This is a genomic window from Bacillus sp. BC05(2025), assembly GCF_056725905.1.
Genome location: NZ_JBWYRA010000003.1, coordinates 558,397 through 579,282, shown reverse-complemented (window position 1 = coordinate 579,282; position 20,886 = coordinate 558,397). Strand labels below are relative to the sequence as shown.

Here is a 20,886-nt window from a genome sequence, read left to right as displayed (position 1 = left end):
TAATCTTAATAGCGTGAATTTTATCATAATCTACTGTAATAATGACGGTTTCATCAAAATTATTCGTTTTTTAATTCATATATCTGAATTTTTCCACGACAACCGGCTGCAATTGCTTTCCTTGCAACGCTTCTAGTACTGTATCCTCCAATAACTCCATACGAGCTACCATTGAATTCGGTTTTTTCTCTGGTGCATCTTGGCCGAATGGGACGAAGTAGATGTTTTTTGTGGCCATTAGGCGCATGAGATTTACCCCATTAAGCCCTAGAGCATCATTCGTCGAAACAGCCAATACGACAGGCTTACCATTTCTTAGCGTCGCTTTCGCTGCCATTAATACTGGAGAGTCTGTCATTGCATTTGCAAATTTACTCATAGAATTTCCTGTTAGTGGTGCAATTACCATACAATCTAGTGGAATTTTAGGTCCTAGTGGTTCTGCGCCAACGATGGAATTAATTGCTTTAAAGCCTGTTACTTCTTCAATCTTTTTAATCCACTCTGCCCCTTCTCCAAATCTCGTATTTGTTGATTGAACAGTATAAGAAACAACGGGACGTACTTCTGCTCCCTCAGCAATCAATTTTTCTAAATGAGGCATTACTTCTTCGTACGTACAATGTGAACCAGTAAAACCAAACCCTATCCTCTTCCCTTTTAAATTCATTCTCCATTCTCCTTTCTTGCGATTACATCTTCTGCTAATAACTGAGAAAGAACGTTCGCTAAAATTTGTCCTGCTGTTTTTGGAGCAACAATACCTGGTAATCCAGGTGCTAACAGCGCTTTAACTCCTCTTTTTTCCGCATATCTAAAGTCGGTACCGCCTGGTTTAGAAGCTAAATCAATTACTAACGTATGGGCCGGCATTTTTGAAATGACATTCGCTGTCACAACGAGATGTGGAATTGTATTAATGACAATATCGATATTCCCTACTTCTTTCTCAATGTTCTGCATATGAAAAGGAGAAAACATCATCTCTGTAATACGTGCAATATGTTCCGATCGTCTTGCTCCAACTTTGACATGGGCTCCTAATGATTGAAATGCTCTGGCAACGCTCATCCCTGTTCTACCAAATCCTAAAACCATTACATTAGAACCATGAATCGTATAGTCGGTATGTTGAATTACCATCATTAATGTACCTTCTACAGTTGGTATAGAATTGTAGATTGCCACATCATCACGATCAAATAATTTAATTAGTTTACGGTTTGTAGTAGATACGAGATTTTCCAAGTAAGGCGTACCAATACCTGAATATATAGTAAAATGTTCTGGTGTATTTTCAATTTGTTCTTTCGTTATAGAAACTTTTTCGTTTGAAAAAATAGTATCTACTTCTCCCTTGGCATTTGTACCTGCAACTGGCAAAATAATTGCATCTACAGAAGTGAAATCTAAATTTTGTATACTTTCTTTTGCTGCCCCTGTGAAGCCATGATCTAACTGATCAAACCCTATCAATGAAAGTTTCGCATCCAATTCAACTAGCTTGCGAATTACTTCTAGCTGTCTTGCATCTCCTCCTATGACAGCAATATGCATCTCAGTCAACATTCCCTAATTCACCTTCTTTTTCTGTCATTTATAAGAAAAGTGCCTACTTTTTCTTTTTCCTCCACATCATATGTAATGTACGAGTTTTAGGTGATTGAAAAACAAAAAGCACACATGATTGATCTCGCTCTTTGTATGCAAAAAAACCCCCCCTCAAATTTCCGCATATGAGAGGACATTATGTAGGAAATTGATTGCCCGTAGAAGCTCGATTCATGTGAGCTAATACTCTGCGGGTAATGCATAAAAAAAGATGACCAAAATGGCCATCTTTCACTTCGAATTTGGACGATCTGTAATATCACAAAGGATCATATCATGCCCTACTTTTTTAATTTGGCTCCACGTAACTCTTACTTCTTGTGGTTCCTTTTTAAAACCTCCCCATTTCCCAGCTGGTATGATAAGAGCCTGTATTTGGCCATCCTTCTCATCAATCTCTAAATCCACATATCCTAAAACACCCATTTTTTCGGCTCTTTCTAAATTTACGATCTCTTTACCGCTTAATTCACTTAATCGCATATGCTCTCCCCCTATCGAAATTATGAATGTAAGTTATCCATAATTAGTACCTATTCTGTATATCCAAAAAAAATAACCGTATCTCATTTAAAAGAGATACGGTTATTTTTACATACTTCATATAAAGTGAAACTTTAATCAGTGGGGGGATGTTCATCCCCCCACTGATTATCAGCTCTCACCTAACTTCTTTGCTCCAGCCGAATTTTGAGGTGGGAGTCTTACTGCCCGGCGAATAGCGGGATAAAGCAATTATAGTTTTATTCCTTTTGGAAGTTTTCCATCTGGACTAATTAATGCTGCAGAGAATTCATCTGTAAACATGTTACGAATTAACCCATCTACATTTTCTTTTGTTACAGTGTTTACACTTTCAATAATTTCATCAAGTGAACGGTGCTTACGAAGTAGCAATTCATTTTTACCATTACGGCTCATACGGCTATTCGTACTTTCTAAACTTAACATTAAGTTTCCTTTTAATTGCTCTTTACTATTAATAAGCTCTTTTTCTGTAATACCTGTATTTTTCAATGTTTCTAATGTTTCTTGCATTGTTTCATACAGTGTATCTAATTGTTGACTACCTGTTCCACCATACAGTGTTAACATACCTGTATCTTCATAAGAAGAATGGTAAGAAAATACTGAGTATGCTAACCCACGTTGCTCACGTACTTCTTGGAATAAACGGCTACTCATACTACCGCCTAAAACGTTATTTAATACGATTAAGTTATAAATATCTTCGTGCCCCATTTGTAAGCCTTTATATCCTAGACATAAATGAGCTTGTTCTGTTTCCTTTTTACGTGCTACCTTATTAAAATGGAAGATTGGGCTATGTACTTGTTCACGGTTTGTCGTTCCTTCATAACTACCGAAATATTGCTCTACCGTTTGTAAGAAGGCTTCATCAATATTTCCTGCAACTGAAACAACTACATTTTCAGGTGTGTAATGATCCTTAATATATTGGCGTAGCGTATCACCTGTAAACGTATTAAGCGTTTCTTCTGTTCCTAAAATAGGATATCCAAGCGGATGCGTTTCATATGTTGCTTTCGTTAACATATCATGCACAATATCATCTGGAGCATCTTCGTACATTTTAATTTCTTCACATACGACATTCTTCTCTTTTTTCAATTCTTCTTCATCAAATGTTGAATTAAAGAACATGTCTGCTAATACATCTAAAGCGTATTTAGCATGCTCATCTAGCACTTTTGCATAGTAACAAGTGTATTCTTTTGAAGTAAAAGCATTCACTTGCCCACCAATGCTATCAAATGATTCTGCGATTTCGCGTGCACTACGTGTTTCCGTCCCTTTAAAGAACATATGCTCTAAAAAGTGAGAAATCCCGTTATTTTTTTCATTTTCATTTCTTGATCCTGCATGAATCCAAATACCAATCGCAACTGATCTTACAGTTGGTATATTCTCCATAACTATTCTTACACCATTTTTACAAGTATATTTTTTAATCAAAAACTTTCCTCCTACTGCCAGTTTCTCTAAATAAGTGCTATTATTTAATGATAACAAGTTTAAGGATGAATGTCATGCAAATGTATTTAATCCACGCGTTTTTCATCCAGTAATTCTGTTATATTCCCTACTTTATATCCTTGTTCCTTCAATTTTGTAATCATTGTATCTAATGCTTCTGATGTAGATGACGTAGGATGCATTAATACGATAGCACCAGGGTGTATTTTTCTCATTACTCTCTGCAATAGCACATCTGGCTCAGGTCGCTTCCAATCAATTGTATCGACAGTCCACATGATCGTTCCCATTTGGAAATCATCTGCAATTTTCACGACTTCATCCCGAAAACTTCCGCTCGGCGGTGCAAACCATCTCACCTTTTGATTCGTAGCTGCTTCAATCATTCGATTTGTTTTTTGTAACTGCTCTCGTATTTCATCAGACGATAGCGTTTTCATATTAGGATGAGTGTATGAATGATTTCCAACTTCTTGATTTGCATCGACAATCATTTTTGCAAATCGTAAATTTTCTTTCACCCAACGTCCTTCTAAAAAGAAAGTCGCCTTCACATCGTGTTTTTTCAATATTTCTAATATACGAGGCAAATACTCATTTCCCCATGCCACATTTATTGTTAATCCCACCATCTTTTTATTCGGATGCCCCCTATAAATTGGAGCTGGTGATAAATCTTCTAAGTGGACACTCGGTGATACTTCTTTGAATTCAAGATGTTTTTGATCAAATTTCTTTAGCTTCTTCATATTGTTATAGGATGCTTCTAGATCAACTTGTCTTCCATTATATCCTGGTGTTGCTTTCCAGATCTTATCAATCATCGCATTTTGAGGTGCAATCTCATATTGTTTTGCATGCTTTTGAATTTCTTCATATAAGTTATCCTGTGCAAAAACGGAATAAGAGCCTACACTGACATATAAAAAGAATATACACATGTATGCCAATATACGAGCTTTCATATAAACCCTCCCATTAACTATATAAAAAACATTTTTCTTCTTATCTTTGTTAATTTGAGCGTTATAATGAAAACTATACCTATGCTGACATAAAAATATATATAAATCATATTTTTACATAACAAAAAAAGCCAGTTAAACTGGCTTTTACTTATTGCTGCTCTTGTTTGTTTTCTTCTTTAGCAGCTTCTTTTTCTTGCTCTTCTTTTAGCAATACTTTTCTAGATAGATTCACACGACCTTGCTTGTCAATCTCGATAACTTTAACTGTAATTACATCACCGATTTTCACAACGTCTTCTACTTTACCTACACGCTCAAGTGCAAGTTCAGAAATGTGAACTAATCCATCTTTTCCGCTGAATAATTCAACGAAAGCACCGAATTTCTCAACACGTTTCACTTTTCCTTCGTAGATTTCACCTACTTGTACTTCACGAACGATATCTTCGATAATTTTCTTAGCTTTGTCGTTCATTTCTTGATTTATTGAAGAAATGAATACTGTACCATCTTGCTCGATATCAATTTTAACGCCAGTTTCTTCAATAATTTTATTGATTTGTTTACCGCTTGGTCCGATAACGTCACGGATTTTATCTGGGTTAATTGTCATTGTAATAATCTTTGGAGCGTATGCTGATAATTCAGTACGTGGCTCTGCAATAACAGATAACATATGATTTAGAATGTGCACACGACCAACTTTCGCTTGTTGTAATGCCTCTTCTAAAATTTCACGAGATAGACCATCGATTTTAATGTCCATTTGTAGTGCAGTTACACCTTGTGCTGTACCTGCTACTTTAAAGTCCATATCACCTAAATGATCTTCCATACCTTGAATATCAGATAAAATTGTGTAATGCTCACCTGATTTAACTAGACCCATTGCAATACCTGCAACTGGAGCTTTAAGTGGAACACCAGCATCCATCATTGCTAAAGTACTACCACAAATACTTGCTTGTGAAGTCGAACCATTTGATTCTAAAACTTCAGATACAAGACGTACTGTATATGGGAAATCTTTTTCAGATGGAATTACAGGCTCAAGAGCACGTTCTCCTAGTGCACCGTGACCGATTTCACGACGACCTGGCCCACGCATTGGTCTTGTTTCACCAACACTAAATGATGGGAAATTGTAATGGTGCATAAAGCGTTTTGATTCTTCTACACCAAGACCATCTAAAATTTGCACATCGCCTAATGCACCTAATGTACAAATACTTAATGCTTGTGTTTGTCCACGTGTGAATAAACCAGAACCGTGTGTACGAGATAAAATGCCAACCTCTGATGCTAATGGACGGATTTCGTCACCTTTACGGCCATCTGGGCGGATTTTCTCAACTGTAATAAGACGACGTACTTCTTCTTTTACAATTTTATATAAAATCTCATTTACTTGTCCTAATGTATCAGCGTCAGCTTCTTGCGCTTCGTAATGCTCAATTACACGCTTTTTCACTTCATTAATTGCATCTTCACGTGCATGTTTCTCATGTACTTGAATTGCAGAATGCATATCCTTCTCAGCCATTTCACGTACAGCTTGGTTAAGATCAGCGTCAACTTCATAAAGTTTCACTTCTGATTTCTCTTTACCTACAGCTTGTACAATCTCTTCTTGGAATGCAATTAGACGTTTAATTTCGTCATGACCAAACATAATTGCTTCTAACATTGTTTCCTCAGGCACTTGATCTGCTCCTGCTTCAACCATGTTAATTGCATCTTTCGTACCAGCTACAACAAGGTGAATATCACTTTGTTCTTGCTGTTCTACTGTTGGGTTGATAACGAATTCGCCGTTAATACGACCAACTGTTGCACCCGCGATTGGACCTTCAAATGGAATATCTGAAATCGATAACGCTAATGAAGAACCAAGCATAGCTGCCATTTCAGAAGAACAATCTTGATCAACACTCATTACGATGCTGACAACTTGTACTTCGTTACGGAAACCATCTGCGAAAAGTGGACGAATTGGACGGTCGATTAAACGACTTGCCAAAATTGCTTTTTCACTTGGACGACCTTCACGTTTAATGAAACCGCCTGGAATTTTTCCGACTGCATATAAACGCTCTTCATAGTTTACTGTAAGTGGGAAGAAATCTACATTTTTTGCTTCTTTTGATGCAGTTGCTGTAGATAGAACCGCTGTATCGCCATATCTTACTAATACTGCTCCGTTCGCTTGCTTTGCAAGCTGACCTGTTTCAACTGTTAGCTGGCGACCAGCTAAATCTATCGAGAAGACTTGCTTTTCTTGACTCATTTAAGTACCCCTCTCAATTTAAAGTATTCAATTCTTCTATGTAAATGGATAGTATATCACAATATTCTACCTCTAGTATTACCGAAAATGAAGTAAGCTATAAAGAGTAGAAGATATATTTTTACCTAACAAAAAAGCGGGAATATTCCCGCTTCTTTGACTATCGACGTAAGCCAAGCTTTGTGATTAATTCACGGTAACGTGTGATATCGCTATTACGAAGGTAAGTTAGTAAGTTACGACGTTTACCAACCATCTTTAATAGACCACGACGTGAATGATGATCTTTCTTGTGAGTACGTAAGTGCTCGTTTAGAGTGTTAATTTGCTCCGTTAGGACAGCAATTTGAACCTCTGGAGAACCAGTATCAGTCTCATGAGTTCTAAATTGTGCAATGATTTCATTTTTACGCTCTTGTGTTAAAGCCATCCTATTTCACCTCCTATTAATTAAACCCCCGATTACCTAGCAAGCGTCGGTGAGTCGCAATGCCAAGCAATGGTTGTCATAAAGTACATAACATAGAATACTACTTTTCATTTGAAAAAGCAAGTATATTCTTTTCGTTCGCAAAATATTCTTGTGCTGTTTTCTTATCTTTTGCGATTTGTTCAACTAACTCATCGATGCCATTGAATTTCTTCTCTTCTCTTATACGCATATGCCACTCTACTGTAACATTTTGATCATATATGTCTTTGTTAAATTCAAATAAGTGCACTTCAATAGAAAGTTGGCGCTCATCTTCTTTAAAGGTTGGTTTATATCCAATATTACATACACCATCGAACCATTCATCGTGAACTTTTAATCTCACTGCATAAACACCTACAGGTGGTAATAGATACTCATCACTTAAACCAACATTCGCTGTCGGGAAACCAATTTGACGTCCACGTTTATCACCGTGTACAACCGTTCCCCCTACTGTATATGCTCTACCTAAAATAGATGGAATTTTTTCCATTTCGCCATTTCGAATTAACTTTCGTAATGCTGTAGAACTTACTTTCTCTTCTTGAAATTCAACTTTTTCAATCACAGTCTGTGTAAACTCCCCTCTTGCATGAAATGGTAAAGTCTCCATCTTTCCTTTTCCTAAACGTCCATATGAATAATCAAACCCTGCTACTACATGCTTTACATTTAAACCAATAATATAATCATCTACAAATTGTTGTGGTAATAACCCTGCAAATGATTCATCAAATTTAACAACATATAATATATCGATTCCTAAGTTCTCGACTATTTTCTCTTTATCACACATCGGTGTAATATACTCGGCATGCGCTTCCTTTTTACCTAAAACAACAGATGGATGTGGGTAAAATGTCATCACTGCACTTTTGTATCCTCGTTCATCTGCTATTTGTTTCGCAGTTCGAATTACACGTTGATGTCCTAAATGAATGCCATCAAAAAATCCTAATGCCATTACAGTAGGTGGTAATTCTAATTTATTTTGTTCATGTGGATGAGTTAAATGAATAAGTTTCACGCTTGAATTCACCTTTTTCTGTAATAATCCTTCCAATAATTCATTATAGCTTTAGTTCTTGATTATTCACAAGTACTTTCATCGGCTTTAGCATACCAGGGTGTTTTGGATGGTGTTCATAAATTGCAAGGCAGCGCTCGTTTTTATCAAATACTGTTATAAATGGCGCCGTTATTTGCGATTCATTTTTTAAGAACATACCATTCTTTATTTTTTCTGCTTGCTTTTCATCTACAACCATTTTCGGGAACTTACTTAATGCTTCATCAATTGAAATGAAGATAGACTCTACTGTTCCATTTTGCACGTTTTCTTCAATTTCTTCAAATGATATGCAATCTTCTAATAAAAATTCACCAGAAGCCGTTCTTACAAGGTGAGACATATGTGATGGAAAACCAAGTTTTTCACCAATCATTACCGCTAACGTTCTTACATATGTTCCTTTACTACACGTTACACGGAAACGGAATGAAATATTTTCACCTTCAAACACTTCACGGTCATCTAGTAATACAAATTCATGAATTGTAATTGTACGCACTGGACGTTCAACCTCTTGTCCGGCTCTTGCGTATTCATATAATTTTTTTCCGTTAACTTTTACAGCCGAAAACATCGGAGGCATTTGCTCAATCGTACCTGTTAATGCCGCAAGAACCTCTTCCACTTCTTTACGAGAAATAACACGATCTACATGTTTCGTTTCCACAACTTCACCAGAAGCATCTTCAGTTGTTGTTGAAAATCCTAATGTTACTTCACCTTCATATGTTTTCGTTTCGCTTGTTAAAAATTGTGCAATCTTCGTTGCTCGTCCAACACAAATAGGTAATACTCCTGTTACATCTGGATCTAATGTTCCTGTATGACCAATTCGTTTTTCACGTAATATCTTTCTTAATTTAAATACACAATCGTGTGATGTCATGCCTTTTGGCTTATGTAATAATACTACACCTTCCATATATGTTCACCTCATCGTATTTCTTTCATAATGATTACCTAAAACTTATTTTACATTGAAAAAATGGATAGACAAATGTCTATCCATTATTCTTCACGTTTACCTTCTTTATTAATTTCATGTAAAAGTGTATCAATTCGATGACCATATCCGATAGATTCATCAAATTCAAAAGAGATTTCCGGCGTTTTACGAAGACGAATACGTTGGCCAATTTCTGAACGAATGAAGCCTTTTGCTTTCGCTAAACCTTTTAATGTATTTTCTTTCTGTTCTTCATCACCTAAAACAGAAATATACACTGTAGCAATTTGTAAATCTCCACTCACTTGTACATCTGTTACAGTAACAAATCCGACACGTGGATCTTTAATTTTGCGACTGATGATGTCGCCCAATTCTTTTTTCATTTGCTCGCCTACACGGTTTGCACGTAATTTCATAACTCTTCACCTCATTCAATACCATTCCAATTGTGTAATCGTACGTTCAATTTCAGGAAATGAATCGATGTACTCAAGTACACGATTCATTTCTTTTTCACAAATAACACGCTTGGAGGATACAGAAACAATTGCAATTTCTGTACGTTGCCATACATCTTGATGCCCTACTTCTGAAACAGCTACGTTAAAACGCTGCTTCACACGAGTTAGCACCCTTTGCAAAATTGCTCGTTTCTCTTTTAAAGAATGCACATCGTAAATCATACACTCGAATGAGAGTGAAGCGATAATCATCGCTTCACTTCTTCCATAATGTACGCTTCAATGATGTCCCCTTCTTTAAGATCATTATATCGCTCAATTGTAATACCACACTCATAGTTTTGTGCAACTTCTTTTACGTCGTCTTTGAAACGTTTTAACGTATCAAGTTGTCCTTCGAAGATTACTACGCCATCACGGATAATACGCACGCCACTATCACGTGTAATTTTACCGTCTGTTACGTAACAACCTGCGATTGTTCCAACTTTTGTTACTTTAAACGTTTGACGTACTTCTGCTTGACCGATTACTTTTTCTTCGAATTCTGGATCTAACATACCTTGCATCGCTGCTTCGATCTCTTCGATTACTTTATAAATAATACGGTGTAAACGAATATCAACGTTCTCTAATTCCGCTGTACGCTTCGCATTTACATCTGGGCGTACGTTAAATCCAATTACAATTGCATTAGATGCAGAAGCTAAAATGATATCAGATTCTGTGATCGCACCTACGCCTGTATGGATAATTTTAACTTTAACACCTTCAACATCAATTTTACGAAGTGATGCTGCCATTGCTTCTACAGAACCTTGTACGTCTGCTTTCACAATTAAGTTAATTTCTTTTACATCGCCCTCTTGGATCTGTTGGAATAAATCTTCAAGGCTTAATTTAGATTTTTCACCACGTTGAGCAAGTAACGCTTCTTGTGCACGTGATTCACCAATTTGACGAGCTTTCTTCTCATCAGCAAATGCCATGAAACGATCTCCCGCTTGTGGTACTTCGTTTAAACCTGTAATTTCAACAGGAGTTGATGGACCAGCAACTTTTACACGACGACCAATATCACTTACCATTGCACGAACACGTCCGAATGAAGTACCAACAACGATTGGGTCTCCAACTCGAAGCGTACCGTTTTGAACAAGTAATGTCGCGATCGTTCCTTTACCTTTATCAAGCTGTGCTTCAATTACAGTACCAGTTGCATAACGGTTTGGATTTGCTTTATATTCTTCTACTTCACTCACAAGAAGAATCATTTCTAGTAAGTTGTCAATACCTTCACCTTGAATCGCAGAGATTGGTACGAAGATAGTATCTCCACCCCATGCTTCTGGAACTAATTCATATTCTGTCAGTTCTTGCATTACGCGATCAGGGTTCGCAGCTGGTTTATCCATTTTATTCACAGCAACAATAATTGGTACTCCTGCTGCTTTCGCATGGTTAATTGCTTCAACTGTTTGTGGCATAACACCGTCATCTGCTGCAACAACAAGGATTGTAATATCCGTTACTTGTGCACCACGAGCACGCATCGTTGTAAACGCCGCGTGACCAGGTGTATCTAAGAATGTAATCTTCTTGTCATTTACTTCAACTTGGTATGCACCAATATGCTGAGTAATTCCACCTGCTTCTCCAGCAGTTACTTTAGAGTTACGGATAGAGTCAAGTAATGTTGTTTTACCATGGTCAACGTGTCCCATGATTGTAACTACAGCTGGACGCTCTTTTAAGTTCTCTTCATCATCTTGCTCATCGATGAATGTTTCAAACTCAGTCTCGCTCACAATTACTTCTTCTTCTACTTCAATACCGTAGTCGTTAGCAATTAACTCAATTGTATCTTTATCTAAGTCTTGGTTAATTGTTGCCATAATTCCAAGCATGAATAGTTTCTTAATAATTTCAGATGGCTCTTTGCTTAATTTCTTAGCAAGGTCACCTACTGTAAGGCTTCCAGAGAAAGTAATTTTATCTGGTGTTTCTACAGTTTGTGTTTGTTGTCTTCCAGCAAAGTTCTCTTGACGTTTGTCTTCGTTTCCTTTGCCTTTTTTCTTTTTCTTATTGCTGTTCTTTTTACTACGAACAACTTTTTCTTCTACTTCAAACTCATCTGCAACAGAAGGTTTTTCAGTTTGATACTCATTATCTAATTTGTTTACTACTTCATCGTCTAACATTGTCATATGATTCGAAACCTCGATATTCATTTCTTTTAGTTTTGTCATAAGATCTTTACTTGAGATATTATGTTTTTTTGCATATTCATGCACTCGAATTTTACTCATACCTTCACCCCCGGTAATTTGTATCGAGCATGCTACGCAGCTTTTTCGCAAAGCCTTCATCTAACACAGCTACAACGACTCGCTCATCTCTCCCAATCGCATGCCCTAATTGTTGTCGATTTTCGACCTTTCTCATTGGTACGTTGTAATACGTCGTTTTATCCGTAATACGCTTTGCAGTATTTGCTGACGCATCCTCAGATAGCAAAACAAGTTTTGCTTTGCCACTTCGTACTTCTTTTAAAACGAGTTCTTCACCCGAAATAATTTTTCGAGCCCGGTTTGCTAGTCCTAAAAACGATTTCCAATCGGACACTTATTTCGACTCCTTCTCAACAAGCTCAAGAAGCTCTTCATAAAGAGAACTGTCGATTTTCGCTTTTAGATGATGTTCCAAAACATTTTTCTTTTGAGCTTGAAGAATGCTTTCTTTATCTTTTGATAAATAAGCACCTCGTCCTGATTTCTTTCCAGTTAAATCAATAGACACTTCTCCCTCTTTGGAACGAACAATGCGAACGAGCTCTCGTTTTGATTTCATTTCTTGCGTTGCAACACATTTTCGTAACGGAACTTTTCGATTGCTCATACTCATCACCTCTATTCGATTTCGTCTTCAACTGAATCGAATCCGAATGCGACTACGCTATCTTCTTCTGTTACAATACCAAGTTGTTTCGCATCAGACTCACTCTTAATATCAATTTTCCAACCTGTTAATTTAGCTGCTAGACGTGCATTTTGTCCACGTTTACCGATAGCTAATGACAGTTGGTGGTCTGGAACAACAACAGTTGTTGCTTTTTCTTCTTCATCTACAAGTACTTTCACAACTTGTGATGGGCTTAAAGCATTGGCAACATATTCTACTGGATCATTTGACCAGCGAACGATGTCAATCTTTTCACCTTTTAGTTCGTCTACAATGCGTTGTACACGTTGTCCTTTTGGTCCTACACAAGAACCTACTGGATCAACATCAATGTTCTCTGCATGTACAGAGATTTTAGAACGATCGCCCGCTTCACGTGCTACAGAACGAATTTCAACAGTTCCATCATAAATTTCAGGAACTTCCATTTCGAATAAACGTTTTAAAAGACCAGGATGTGTACGTGATACGTAAATTTGTGGTCCTTTTGTTGTTTTTTCTACTTTCGTAATGAATACGCGAATGCGATCATGTGGTTTGTACTGTTCGTTTGGCATTTGCTCACTTACAGGTAATAAAGCTTCTACTTTCCCTAAGCTTACGTAAATGAAACGAGCATCCTGACGTTGTACGATACCAACCATGATATCTTCTTCACGGTCACTAAACTCAGAGTAAATAACACCACGCTCTGCTTCACGCACTCGCTGTGTTACAACTTGTTTTGCAGTTTGCGCTGCAATACGACCGAAATCTTTTGGTGTTACTTCAATTTCTAGTACGTCACCATCTTGATAGTTTGGATTAATTTGTCTTGCTTCTTCAACAGAAATTTCAAGACGTGGATCAAACACATTATCAACAACGTCTTTACGTGCTAAAACTTGGATTGTTCCCACTTCTGGGTTAAAGCTCACACGAACGTTTTGTGCTTGGTTAAAATTGCGTTTATAAGCAGAGATTAACGCTGCTTCAATCGCATCAATAATAATATCTTTGCTAATTCCTTTTTCTGACTCTAATACGAGCAAGGCATCTAACAACTCAGTGCTCATGAAGATCCCCCTTCTAACTAAAACGTAACAGCAAGTCGCGCATTTGCAACTTTATCCATTGGAATTTGGATTTCTTTTTTACGTGTTTTAATTGTTAATAATAGTGTAATTGTAGTACCATCATAGGAAAGCATTTTGCCTTCAAACATCTTTTCACCATCAATCGGCTCATATGTTTTAATTGCCACTTGTTTTCCTACCGCTTGCTGGAAGTCTTTCTCTTTCTTTAATGGGCGTTCTGCTCCAGGAGATGACACATCCAAAAAGTAAAGATGAGGAATTGGATCCTCTTTATCTAAAGCTTCGCTTAAACGTTCACTCACCGCACCGCATTCTTCAATGTCGACTCCCTTTTCAGAATCGATGAATACGCGTAAGAACCAGTCTTGTCCTTCTTTCACATACTCTACATCTACAAGTTCAAGATTTAACTCTTCAACGATTGGCTGCGCAAATGCTTCTACAACTTCTGTGACTTTCTTATCCATAAACAGCCTCCTTCCTGCCGTCATGTACCATTTACAAGAAAAGACTCCGTCCATAGAACGGTCTATCTTATTCTTTCTCGTTAGCTAACAAAAGCCCCTGCTGTTAAGCAGGGAATATCTGTCTTAGTATTACCAAATTTAAGAAGTAAAACTTGTAACAAAATATGTATATACGACAGAAATTTCTTACCTCTCCACATCAATAAAATGTAGATAGTAACACGAAAGAGTGGGTTTCCCCACTCTTTTTTTCACACAATATACATGACATGGTTATCTCGGTTAATAGTATACCATAGCAAATGTTGATTTGCAAAGACTTTTCCTACCTATTAGAACAGTGATAACTGGTTTTGGTCAGGTAGATCTCCTAAGCAACCTTGACTATCTAGATACTCAATAATTGTTTTTGAAACCTTACTGCGTTGCTGTAAATCTTCTTTTGATAAGAAATCTCCATTTTTACGTGCTTCTACAATACTTAAAGCTGCGTTTGTACCAAGTCCAGGCACTGCATTAAATGGAGGAATTAACGTATCTCCATCAATAATAAAGTCTGTTGCATGTGAGCGATATAAATCAACCTTTTGGAATGAGTATCCACGCTCACACATTTCAAGTGTCATTTCTAGTACCGTTAATAAACTCTTCTCTTTCGGCGCTGCATCCAAACCTTTTTGCGCAATTTCATCAATTTTTGCACGTATAGATGCTGAACCTTTCGCCATCGCTTCTACGTCAAAGTCATCTGCACGAACCGTAAAGTATGCGGCATAGAATAGAAGCGCGAAATGTACTTTAAAGTATGCGATACGCACAGCCATAAGTACGTACGCAGCCGCATGAGCTTTAGGGAACATGTACTTAATCTTCTTACATGAATCAATATACCAACCAGGTACGTTATTACTTTTCATGTCCTCTTCCCATTCTTCTGGTACACCTTTACCTTTACGAACGGACTCCATGATTTTGAATGCTAATGATGGGTCTAAACCTTGATAGATTAAATATACCATGATGTCATCACGACAACCGATAACTTCGCTCAGCGTACATGTACCGTTATAAATTAACTCGTTGGCATTACCTAGCCATACGTCCGTACCATGCGATAGTCCAGAAATTTGGACTAACTCTGAGAATGTCGTCGGTTTCGTCTCTTCTAACATCTGTCTTACGAATTTCGTACCAAACTCTGGTATACCAAGTGTACCTGTTTTACAGTTAATTTGTTCTTCCGTTACCCCTAATGATTCTGGACCTGAGAAAATTTTCATTACTTCTGGATCGTCCGTTGGGATTGTTTTCGGATCAATACCACTTAAATCTTGTAACATACGAATAACCGTCGGATCATCGTGTCCTAGTATATCAAGTTTCAATAAATTATCATGAATCGAGTGGAAATCAAAGTGTGTTGTTCTCCACTCAGCCCCTATTGAATCTGCCGGAAACTGTATTGGTGAGAAGTCAAAGATGTCCATATAATCTGGCACAACGATAATACCACCTGGATGCTGTCCTGTTGTACGTTTTACACCAGTACACCCTGCTACTAAGCGGTCAATCTCTGCATTTCGGATCGTCAAGTTATGATCGTTCGCATAACCTTTTACATATCCATAAGCCGTTTTTTCCGCAACTGTACCAATCGTTCCTGCACGGTATACATAATCTTCACCGAACAGTACTTTCGTATAGTTATGGGCACGTGGTTGATATTCCCCGGAGAAATTCAAATCGATGTCGGGTACCTTATCTCCTTTAAATCCAAGGAACGTTTCGAACGGAATATCATGTCCATCTTTTACGTATGGAACGTTACATGCAGGACATTCTTTATCCGGTAAGTCAAAACCAGAACCTACAGAACCATCATTAAAGAATTCTGATTGCTTACATTTGGGACATACATAATGTGGTGGTAATGGGTTTACTTCTGTAATTTCCATCATCGTTGCAACGAATGATGAACCTACCGATCCACGCGAACCTACTAGATATCCGTCTACTAATGATTTTTTCACAAGTTTATGTGAAATTAAATAAATTACGGCGAATCCATGCCCAATAATACTTTTTAATTCTTTTTCTAAACGGGCTTCTACTATTTCAGGTAACTCTTCACCATAAATGCTACGCGCCATTTTATAACTCATATCACGCGTTTCATCATCCGCACCTTCAATTTTCGGTGTATATAGATCATCTTTTACTGGATGAACATCACCAATTAATGATGCAATCTTTTGTGTATTCGTTACAACAATTTCTTTCGCTACGTCTTCACCTAAAAATGAGAAACACTCTAACATTTCATCCGTTGTACGGAAATGTACAGGTGGTAATGAATGTCGGTTTAACGGATTCGCTCCACCCTGTGAACTTACTAAAATTTTACGATACATTGCATCTTCTGGATTTAAGTAATGCACGTTTCCTGTAGCAACAACTGGTTTATCTAACGTCTCACCTAGTTTTACTAAGTTAGAAATAATTGTTTTTAATTGTCCCTCATCTCGAACGAGTTCACGCTCTACTAAATGACGTAACACTTCTGGTGGCATTACTTCAATGTAATCGTAGAACTGCGCAATTTCTTCTACCTCTTCAGGAGCTTTTTGCATCATCGCCTCAAACACTTCACCTTTATCACAAGCCGTTCCTACTAAAATACCTTCACGATACTTTTTTAATAGTGATCTTGGTACTCGTGGTACACGGTAAAAGTAATTTAAATGAGAATATGAAACAAGTTTATATAAATTTTTCAATCCAACATCCGATGTAGCAAGTAATGTCATATGACTTGGACGCCCGCGTTTATATGCATCCCCTTGTCCCATACTATCGTTTAATTGATCGTGATATTCAAAACCTTTTTCAATTACCTCTTTTAACATTTTTACAAGTAAATATCCCGTTGCTTCTGTATCATAAATTGCACGGTGATGTTGCGTTAATTCGATATCCATCTTTTTACACAACGTATTTAAACGGTGATTTTTCATTTCTGGGAATAAGAATCGTGCAAGCTCTAACGTATCTATTACTGGATTTTTCGTTTTTTCTAAACCAGCTTTTTTAAATCCTACGTTAATAAAGCCCATATCGAAGCTTGCGTTATGAGCAACAAGTGTATGGTCACCCATCCATTCCTCAAACTTTTTAAACACTTCGTCCACTTCTGGTGCGTCGGTTAACATATCATCTGTAATACCTGTTAATTCAATAATTGTTGCCGATAATGGTTGATGCGGATTTGCAAAAGATTCAAAGCGGTCAATAATTTCGCCACCTTTTACTTTTACGGCAGCTAACTCAATAACTGTATCATATACAGCTGATAAACCTGTCGTCTCAACGTCAAAAACAACATATGTTTCATCAGCCAGCAAACGATGTTCTTCATTATAAGCAATTGGTACTCCATCATTCACTAAGTTTGCTTCCACACCATATATAACTTTAATTCCAGCTTTTTTCCCAGCTGAATATGCTTCTGGGAATGACTGTGCAACAGCATGGTCTGTAATCGCAATCGCCTCATGTCCCCATTTACCAGCTTGAGCAACAAGCTTCGAAACTGGAGTAACAGCGTCCATTTGGCTCATTGGAGTATGAAGATGGAGCTCTACTCGTTTTTCACCTTCTGGCGCTTTATCTTTACGAGACGGTCCCGTTATTTCATTAATATCATTTGCAATCATTACTAAATCTCGAACGAATGTATCATTTTGAACAGAACCACGTGCTTTTACCCACATTCCTTTTTTCAAGGACTGCAGCATAGGAATATCTTCTTTATCACGGGAGAACATTTTGATCATAATAGAATCCGTATAATCCGTTATTTTTAAAGTTAATAACGTACGTCCACTACGAAGTTCTTTCGTTTCTACGTGGAAGACATACCCTTGAACCGTTTTTCTTCTTTCTTCATCTTGAATTTCTCGCATCGGTGTAATCTCTTCATCTGGCTTAATAAGATATCCGAGTACAACCGGCCCTTCATGCACAACGCTACTTTCTTCAGCTTGCTTCTTCGCCATTTCTTCCATAGCTTGTATAACACGTTCGCGGTCTTCTTGCTGCGTTTGCTCACGAAACTTTTGCATTTCTTCTGTATTTTGCTGTATATGTGTGTCTAACTGGAAACGCGGGAATCCAAAAGCTTCGTATTGATCCCCTACTGGTTTCGCAACGTTTTTCTTTAAAGCAGTAGATTCCAGCTCATTATTCACATTTATAAGCAACTTCACTCCATTCACCTGAGGAAGCTGCTTCTTTAAGTAAGCAAACATAGGTGAAAATGTAATTCGTTCCGTACAAAGTGGCCAATACGCCCTCACTTCTTCTTCTGTAAATTGTTTATTCTCTGTTTCTAATGCAAATGTTGTTCTTGCAATATGAGAAAATGATTGCTTAAGCTTTGTTTCTAGCAATTCATATAATTCTGTAGGCAAAATACGTGGCACTTGTAAATTAAAATGCCAACTTTTATTTGTTTTATCAATAATAAGCCTTTCAATACCACCGCCTTGTAAATATTGATTTATAAGGTCGTCTGGTATTTGCAACTGCTGGAGCAAAATTTGAAATCGCTCTTGTTGTTCATTTGTTAAAGACATAAGCACTCTCCTTCCATTTGCTATTATAAATTGAAACGTACTACAAAGAAAGATTTCTCCCTTCTTCTTTTACAAAATACGTTTACAAAGAAAGAGAAGGTACCTCATTACGAGGTACCTCTTCTTATTTTAAAATATTAGCAATATATGTTTGAAGTTCTTCTACTTTTACTTCTTCAGACTCGCCTGTAGCGCGTACCTTCACTTCTACAATACCTTCGTCTGCTTTTTTACCAACTGTCACGCGAACCGGAAGGCCGAATAAATCTGCATCTGCAAATTTAACACCTGCACGTTCTGCACGATCATCTAGTAATACTTCATATCCTTGCTCTTGTAATGAGTTGTAGATATTTTCACCCATTTCACGTTGTGCATCAGATTTCATATTTACTGGAATTACATGCACATGGAATGGTGCAACAGCTTTTGGCCAAACTAAACCGTTCTCATCGTTAAACTGCTCTGCAATTGCTGCTACTGTACGAGATACCCCGATACCGTAACAACCCATAATAAGCGGTTGTGTTTTTCCATTTTCATCTAGGAATGTTGCGTTCATTGCTTCACTATAACGAGTTCCTAATTTGAATACATGACCAACTTCAATTCCGCGTGCGAAAAGAATTGTTCCGTTTCCATCTGGAGATTGGTCTCCTTCTTGGATGAAACGTAAATCTGTATATTGACTTACTTTAAAATCACGTTCTGGATTTACATTTACATAATGGAATCCTTCTTCGTTCGCTCCTGAACATCCGTTAACAATCGATGCTACAGCATGGTCAGCGATAATTTCGATATCACCTGTTACACCAATCGGCCCTAATGAACCAACTTCACAATTTAATAGTTGTTTTACTTCTTCATGAGAAGCAAGTTCAACAACTGAAGCACCGTATACATTTTTCACTTTTACATCGTTTACTTCATGATCTCCACGAACAAGTACCACTACTAATTTCTCATCTACTTTAAATACCATAGACTTAATGCACTTGTCAGCTTCAATGTTTAAGAATGCAGATACTTCTTCAATTGCTTTTTGGTCTGGTGTTGCTACTTTTTCAAGTGCTTTTTCTGCTTCGTCACTCTTCGTATACGTAGCTACAACAGGAGCCATTTCGATGTTCGCTGCATAATCAGATGTATCAGAATATGCAATTGTATCTTCACCAACATCAGATAATACCATAAATTCATGTGTATCTTTTCCGCCCATTGCTCCAGAATCAGCAATAACTGCACGGAAATTCAAACCACAACGAGCAAAAATGTTAGAGTATGCCTTGTATAAGCGATCATACACTTCATCTAAGCTCTCTTGTGTAGCATGGAAAGAGTATGCATCTTTCATTAGAAACTCTCTTCCACGTAATAAACCGAAACGAGGTCTTTGTTCGTCACGGAATTTTGTTTGAATTTGGTATAATGTTAACGGTAATTTTTTATATGATTTTACTTCATCACGTACAAGATCCGTAATTACTTCCTCGTGTGTCGCTCCTAATGCGAATTCACGAGCGTTACGATCTTTCATACGCATTAATTCAGATCCGTAAGAATACCAACGGCCTGATTCTTGCCATAATTCTGCAGCTTGCATCGCTGGCATTAATAATTCTACAGCACCTGCGCGCTCCATTTCTTCTCGAACGATACGTTCTACTTTGTGTAGTACTTTTAAACCAAATGGTAGAAAACTATAAATACCAGAAGCATTTTGACGCATAAAACCTGCACGAAGTAATAACTGATGACTCTTAATCTCTGCATCAGCTGGAACTTCACGTAATGTAGGACTGAATACCATACTTTGTTTCATTTATTCGCACCTCTTCATTTTACTCTTACACGCAGGAAAACCCCTCACCTCGAGTTAGGTGAGGGATTTTATTCTACGAGCTCTATTTCATTATAAGTTTCA

General features: G+C 37.4%; 18 protein-coding genes. All 18 read right to left on the bottom strand.

Annotated elements, in window-relative coordinates; all coding sequences use genetic code 11:
- Nucleotides 1-70: 70 nt before the first annotated feature.
- Nucleotides 71-670: a dipicolinate synthase subunit B gene (gene dpaB / locus ACZ76X_RS13760; RefSeq protein ID WP_001049480.1), complete on the bottom strand. Its 600-nt coding sequence runs from the start codon at nt 668-670 to the stop codon at nt 71-73.
- On the bottom strand, nt 667-1,569 hold the full coding sequence (gene dpaA, locus ACZ76X_RS13755) for a dipicolinic acid synthetase subunit A (protein ID WP_087996537.1): 903 nt from the start codon (nt 1,567-1,569) through the stop codon (nt 667-669). Before dpaA ends, dpaB begins: the two co-directional genes overlap by 4 nt.
- A 273-nt stretch (nt 1,570-1,842) precedes the next feature.
- The gene (locus tag ACZ76X_RS13750; RefSeq protein WP_060631972.1) at nt 1,843-2,094 is read right to left on the bottom strand and encodes a YlmC/YmxH family sporulation protein; all 252 of its coding nucleotides are present in this window, start codon (nt 2,092-2,094) and stop codon (nt 1,843-1,845) included.
- 252 nt (nt 2,095-2,346) lie between these two features.
- Nucleotides 2,347-3,588 carry a M16 family metallopeptidase gene (locus ACZ76X_RS13745; RefSeq protein ID WP_098667746.1) on the bottom strand — a complete coding sequence of 414 codons (1,242 nt, stop codon included), beginning with the start codon at nt 3,586-3,588 and terminating at the stop codon, nt 2,347-2,349.
- A gap of 86 nt (nt 3,589-3,674) precedes the next feature.
- Complete coding sequence (locus tag ACZ76X_RS13740) at nt 3,675-4,574, bottom strand: polysaccharide deacetylase family protein (protein WP_479850691.1); 900 nt, start codon at nt 4,572-4,574, stop codon at nt 3,675-3,677.
- A 151-nt stretch (nt 4,575-4,725) separates the two neighbouring features.
- The gene (gene pnp, locus ACZ76X_RS13735; RefSeq protein WP_098667744.1) at nt 4,726-6,864 is read right to left on the bottom strand and encodes a polyribonucleotide nucleotidyltransferase; all 2,139 of its coding nucleotides are present in this window, start codon (nt 6,862-6,864) and stop codon (nt 4,726-4,728) included.
- 160 nt (nt 6,865-7,024) lie between these two features.
- Nucleotides 7,025-7,294 carry a 30S ribosomal protein S15 gene (gene rpsO, locus ACZ76X_RS13730; protein WP_001229392.1) on the bottom strand — a complete coding sequence of 90 codons (270 nt, stop codon included), beginning with the start codon at nt 7,292-7,294 and terminating at the stop codon, nt 7,025-7,027.
- A 100-nt stretch (nt 7,295-7,394) separates the two neighbouring features.
- The gene (gene ribF, locus ACZ76X_RS13725; RefSeq protein ID WP_479850690.1) at nt 7,395-8,366 is read right to left on the bottom strand and encodes a bifunctional riboflavin kinase/FAD synthetase; all 972 of its coding nucleotides are present in this window, start codon (nt 8,364-8,366) and stop codon (nt 7,395-7,397) included.
- Between the two features lie 43 nt (nt 8,367-8,409).
- Nucleotides 8,410-9,333 (bottom strand): tRNA pseudouridine(55) synthase TruB, encoded by a 924-nt coding sequence (gene truB, locus ACZ76X_RS13720; RefSeq protein WP_479850689.1) that lies wholly within the window; start codon nt 9,331-9,333, stop codon nt 8,410-8,412.
- Between the two features lie 86 nt (nt 9,334-9,419).
- Nucleotides 9,420-9,776 carry a 30S ribosome-binding factor RbfA gene (gene rbfA / locus ACZ76X_RS13715; protein WP_000776441.1) on the bottom strand — a complete coding sequence of 119 codons (357 nt, stop codon included), beginning with the start codon at nt 9,774-9,776 and terminating at the stop codon, nt 9,420-9,422.
- Between the two features lie 15 nt (nt 9,777-9,791).
- Nucleotides 9,792-10,073 carry a DUF503 domain-containing protein gene (locus tag ACZ76X_RS13710; protein WP_479850688.1) on the bottom strand — a complete coding sequence of 94 codons (282 nt, stop codon included), beginning with the start codon at nt 10,071-10,073 and terminating at the stop codon, nt 9,792-9,794.
- Entirely contained in the window at nt 10,070-12,130 is a 2,061-nt protein-coding gene (gene infB, locus ACZ76X_RS13705; RefSeq protein ID WP_000036344.1) for a translation initiation factor IF-2, read from the bottom strand. The genes ACZ76X_RS13710 and infB overlap by 4 nt, the downstream gene beginning before the upstream one ends.
- 4 nt (nt 12,131-12,134) lie before the next feature.
- Nucleotides 12,135-12,446 (bottom strand): YlxQ family RNA-binding protein, encoded by a 312-nt coding sequence (locus tag ACZ76X_RS13700; protein ID WP_001286518.1) that lies wholly within the window; start codon nt 12,444-12,446, stop codon nt 12,135-12,137.
- Complete coding sequence (rnpM, locus tag ACZ76X_RS13695) at nt 12,447-12,719, bottom strand: RNase P modulator RnpM (RefSeq protein ID WP_000071128.1); 273 nt, start codon at nt 12,717-12,719, stop codon at nt 12,447-12,449.
- A gap of 11 nt (nt 12,720-12,730) precedes the next feature.
- A complete protein-coding gene (nusA, locus tag ACZ76X_RS13690; protein ID WP_098667740.1) occupies nt 12,731-13,837 on the bottom strand; it encodes a transcription termination factor NusA in 1,107 nt (368 codons plus the stop codon).
- Between the two features lie 17 nt (nt 13,838-13,854).
- Nucleotides 13,855-14,325 (bottom strand): ribosome maturation factor RimP, encoded by a 471-nt coding sequence (rimP, locus tag ACZ76X_RS13685; RefSeq protein ID WP_000359097.1) that lies wholly within the window; start codon nt 14,323-14,325, stop codon nt 13,855-13,857.
- Nucleotides 14,326-14,657: 332 nt separating this feature from the next.
- The gene (locus tag ACZ76X_RS13680; RefSeq protein WP_479850687.1) at nt 14,658-18,959 is read right to left on the bottom strand and encodes a PolC-type DNA polymerase III; all 4,302 of its coding nucleotides are present in this window, start codon (nt 18,957-18,959) and stop codon (nt 14,658-14,660) included.
- A 124-nt stretch (nt 18,960-19,083) separates the two neighbouring features.
- A complete protein-coding gene (locus ACZ76X_RS13675; RefSeq protein ID WP_210625277.1) occupies nt 19,084-20,784 on the bottom strand; it encodes a proline--tRNA ligase in 1,701 nt (566 codons plus the stop codon).
- Nucleotides 20,785-20,886 lie beyond the last annotated feature (102 nt).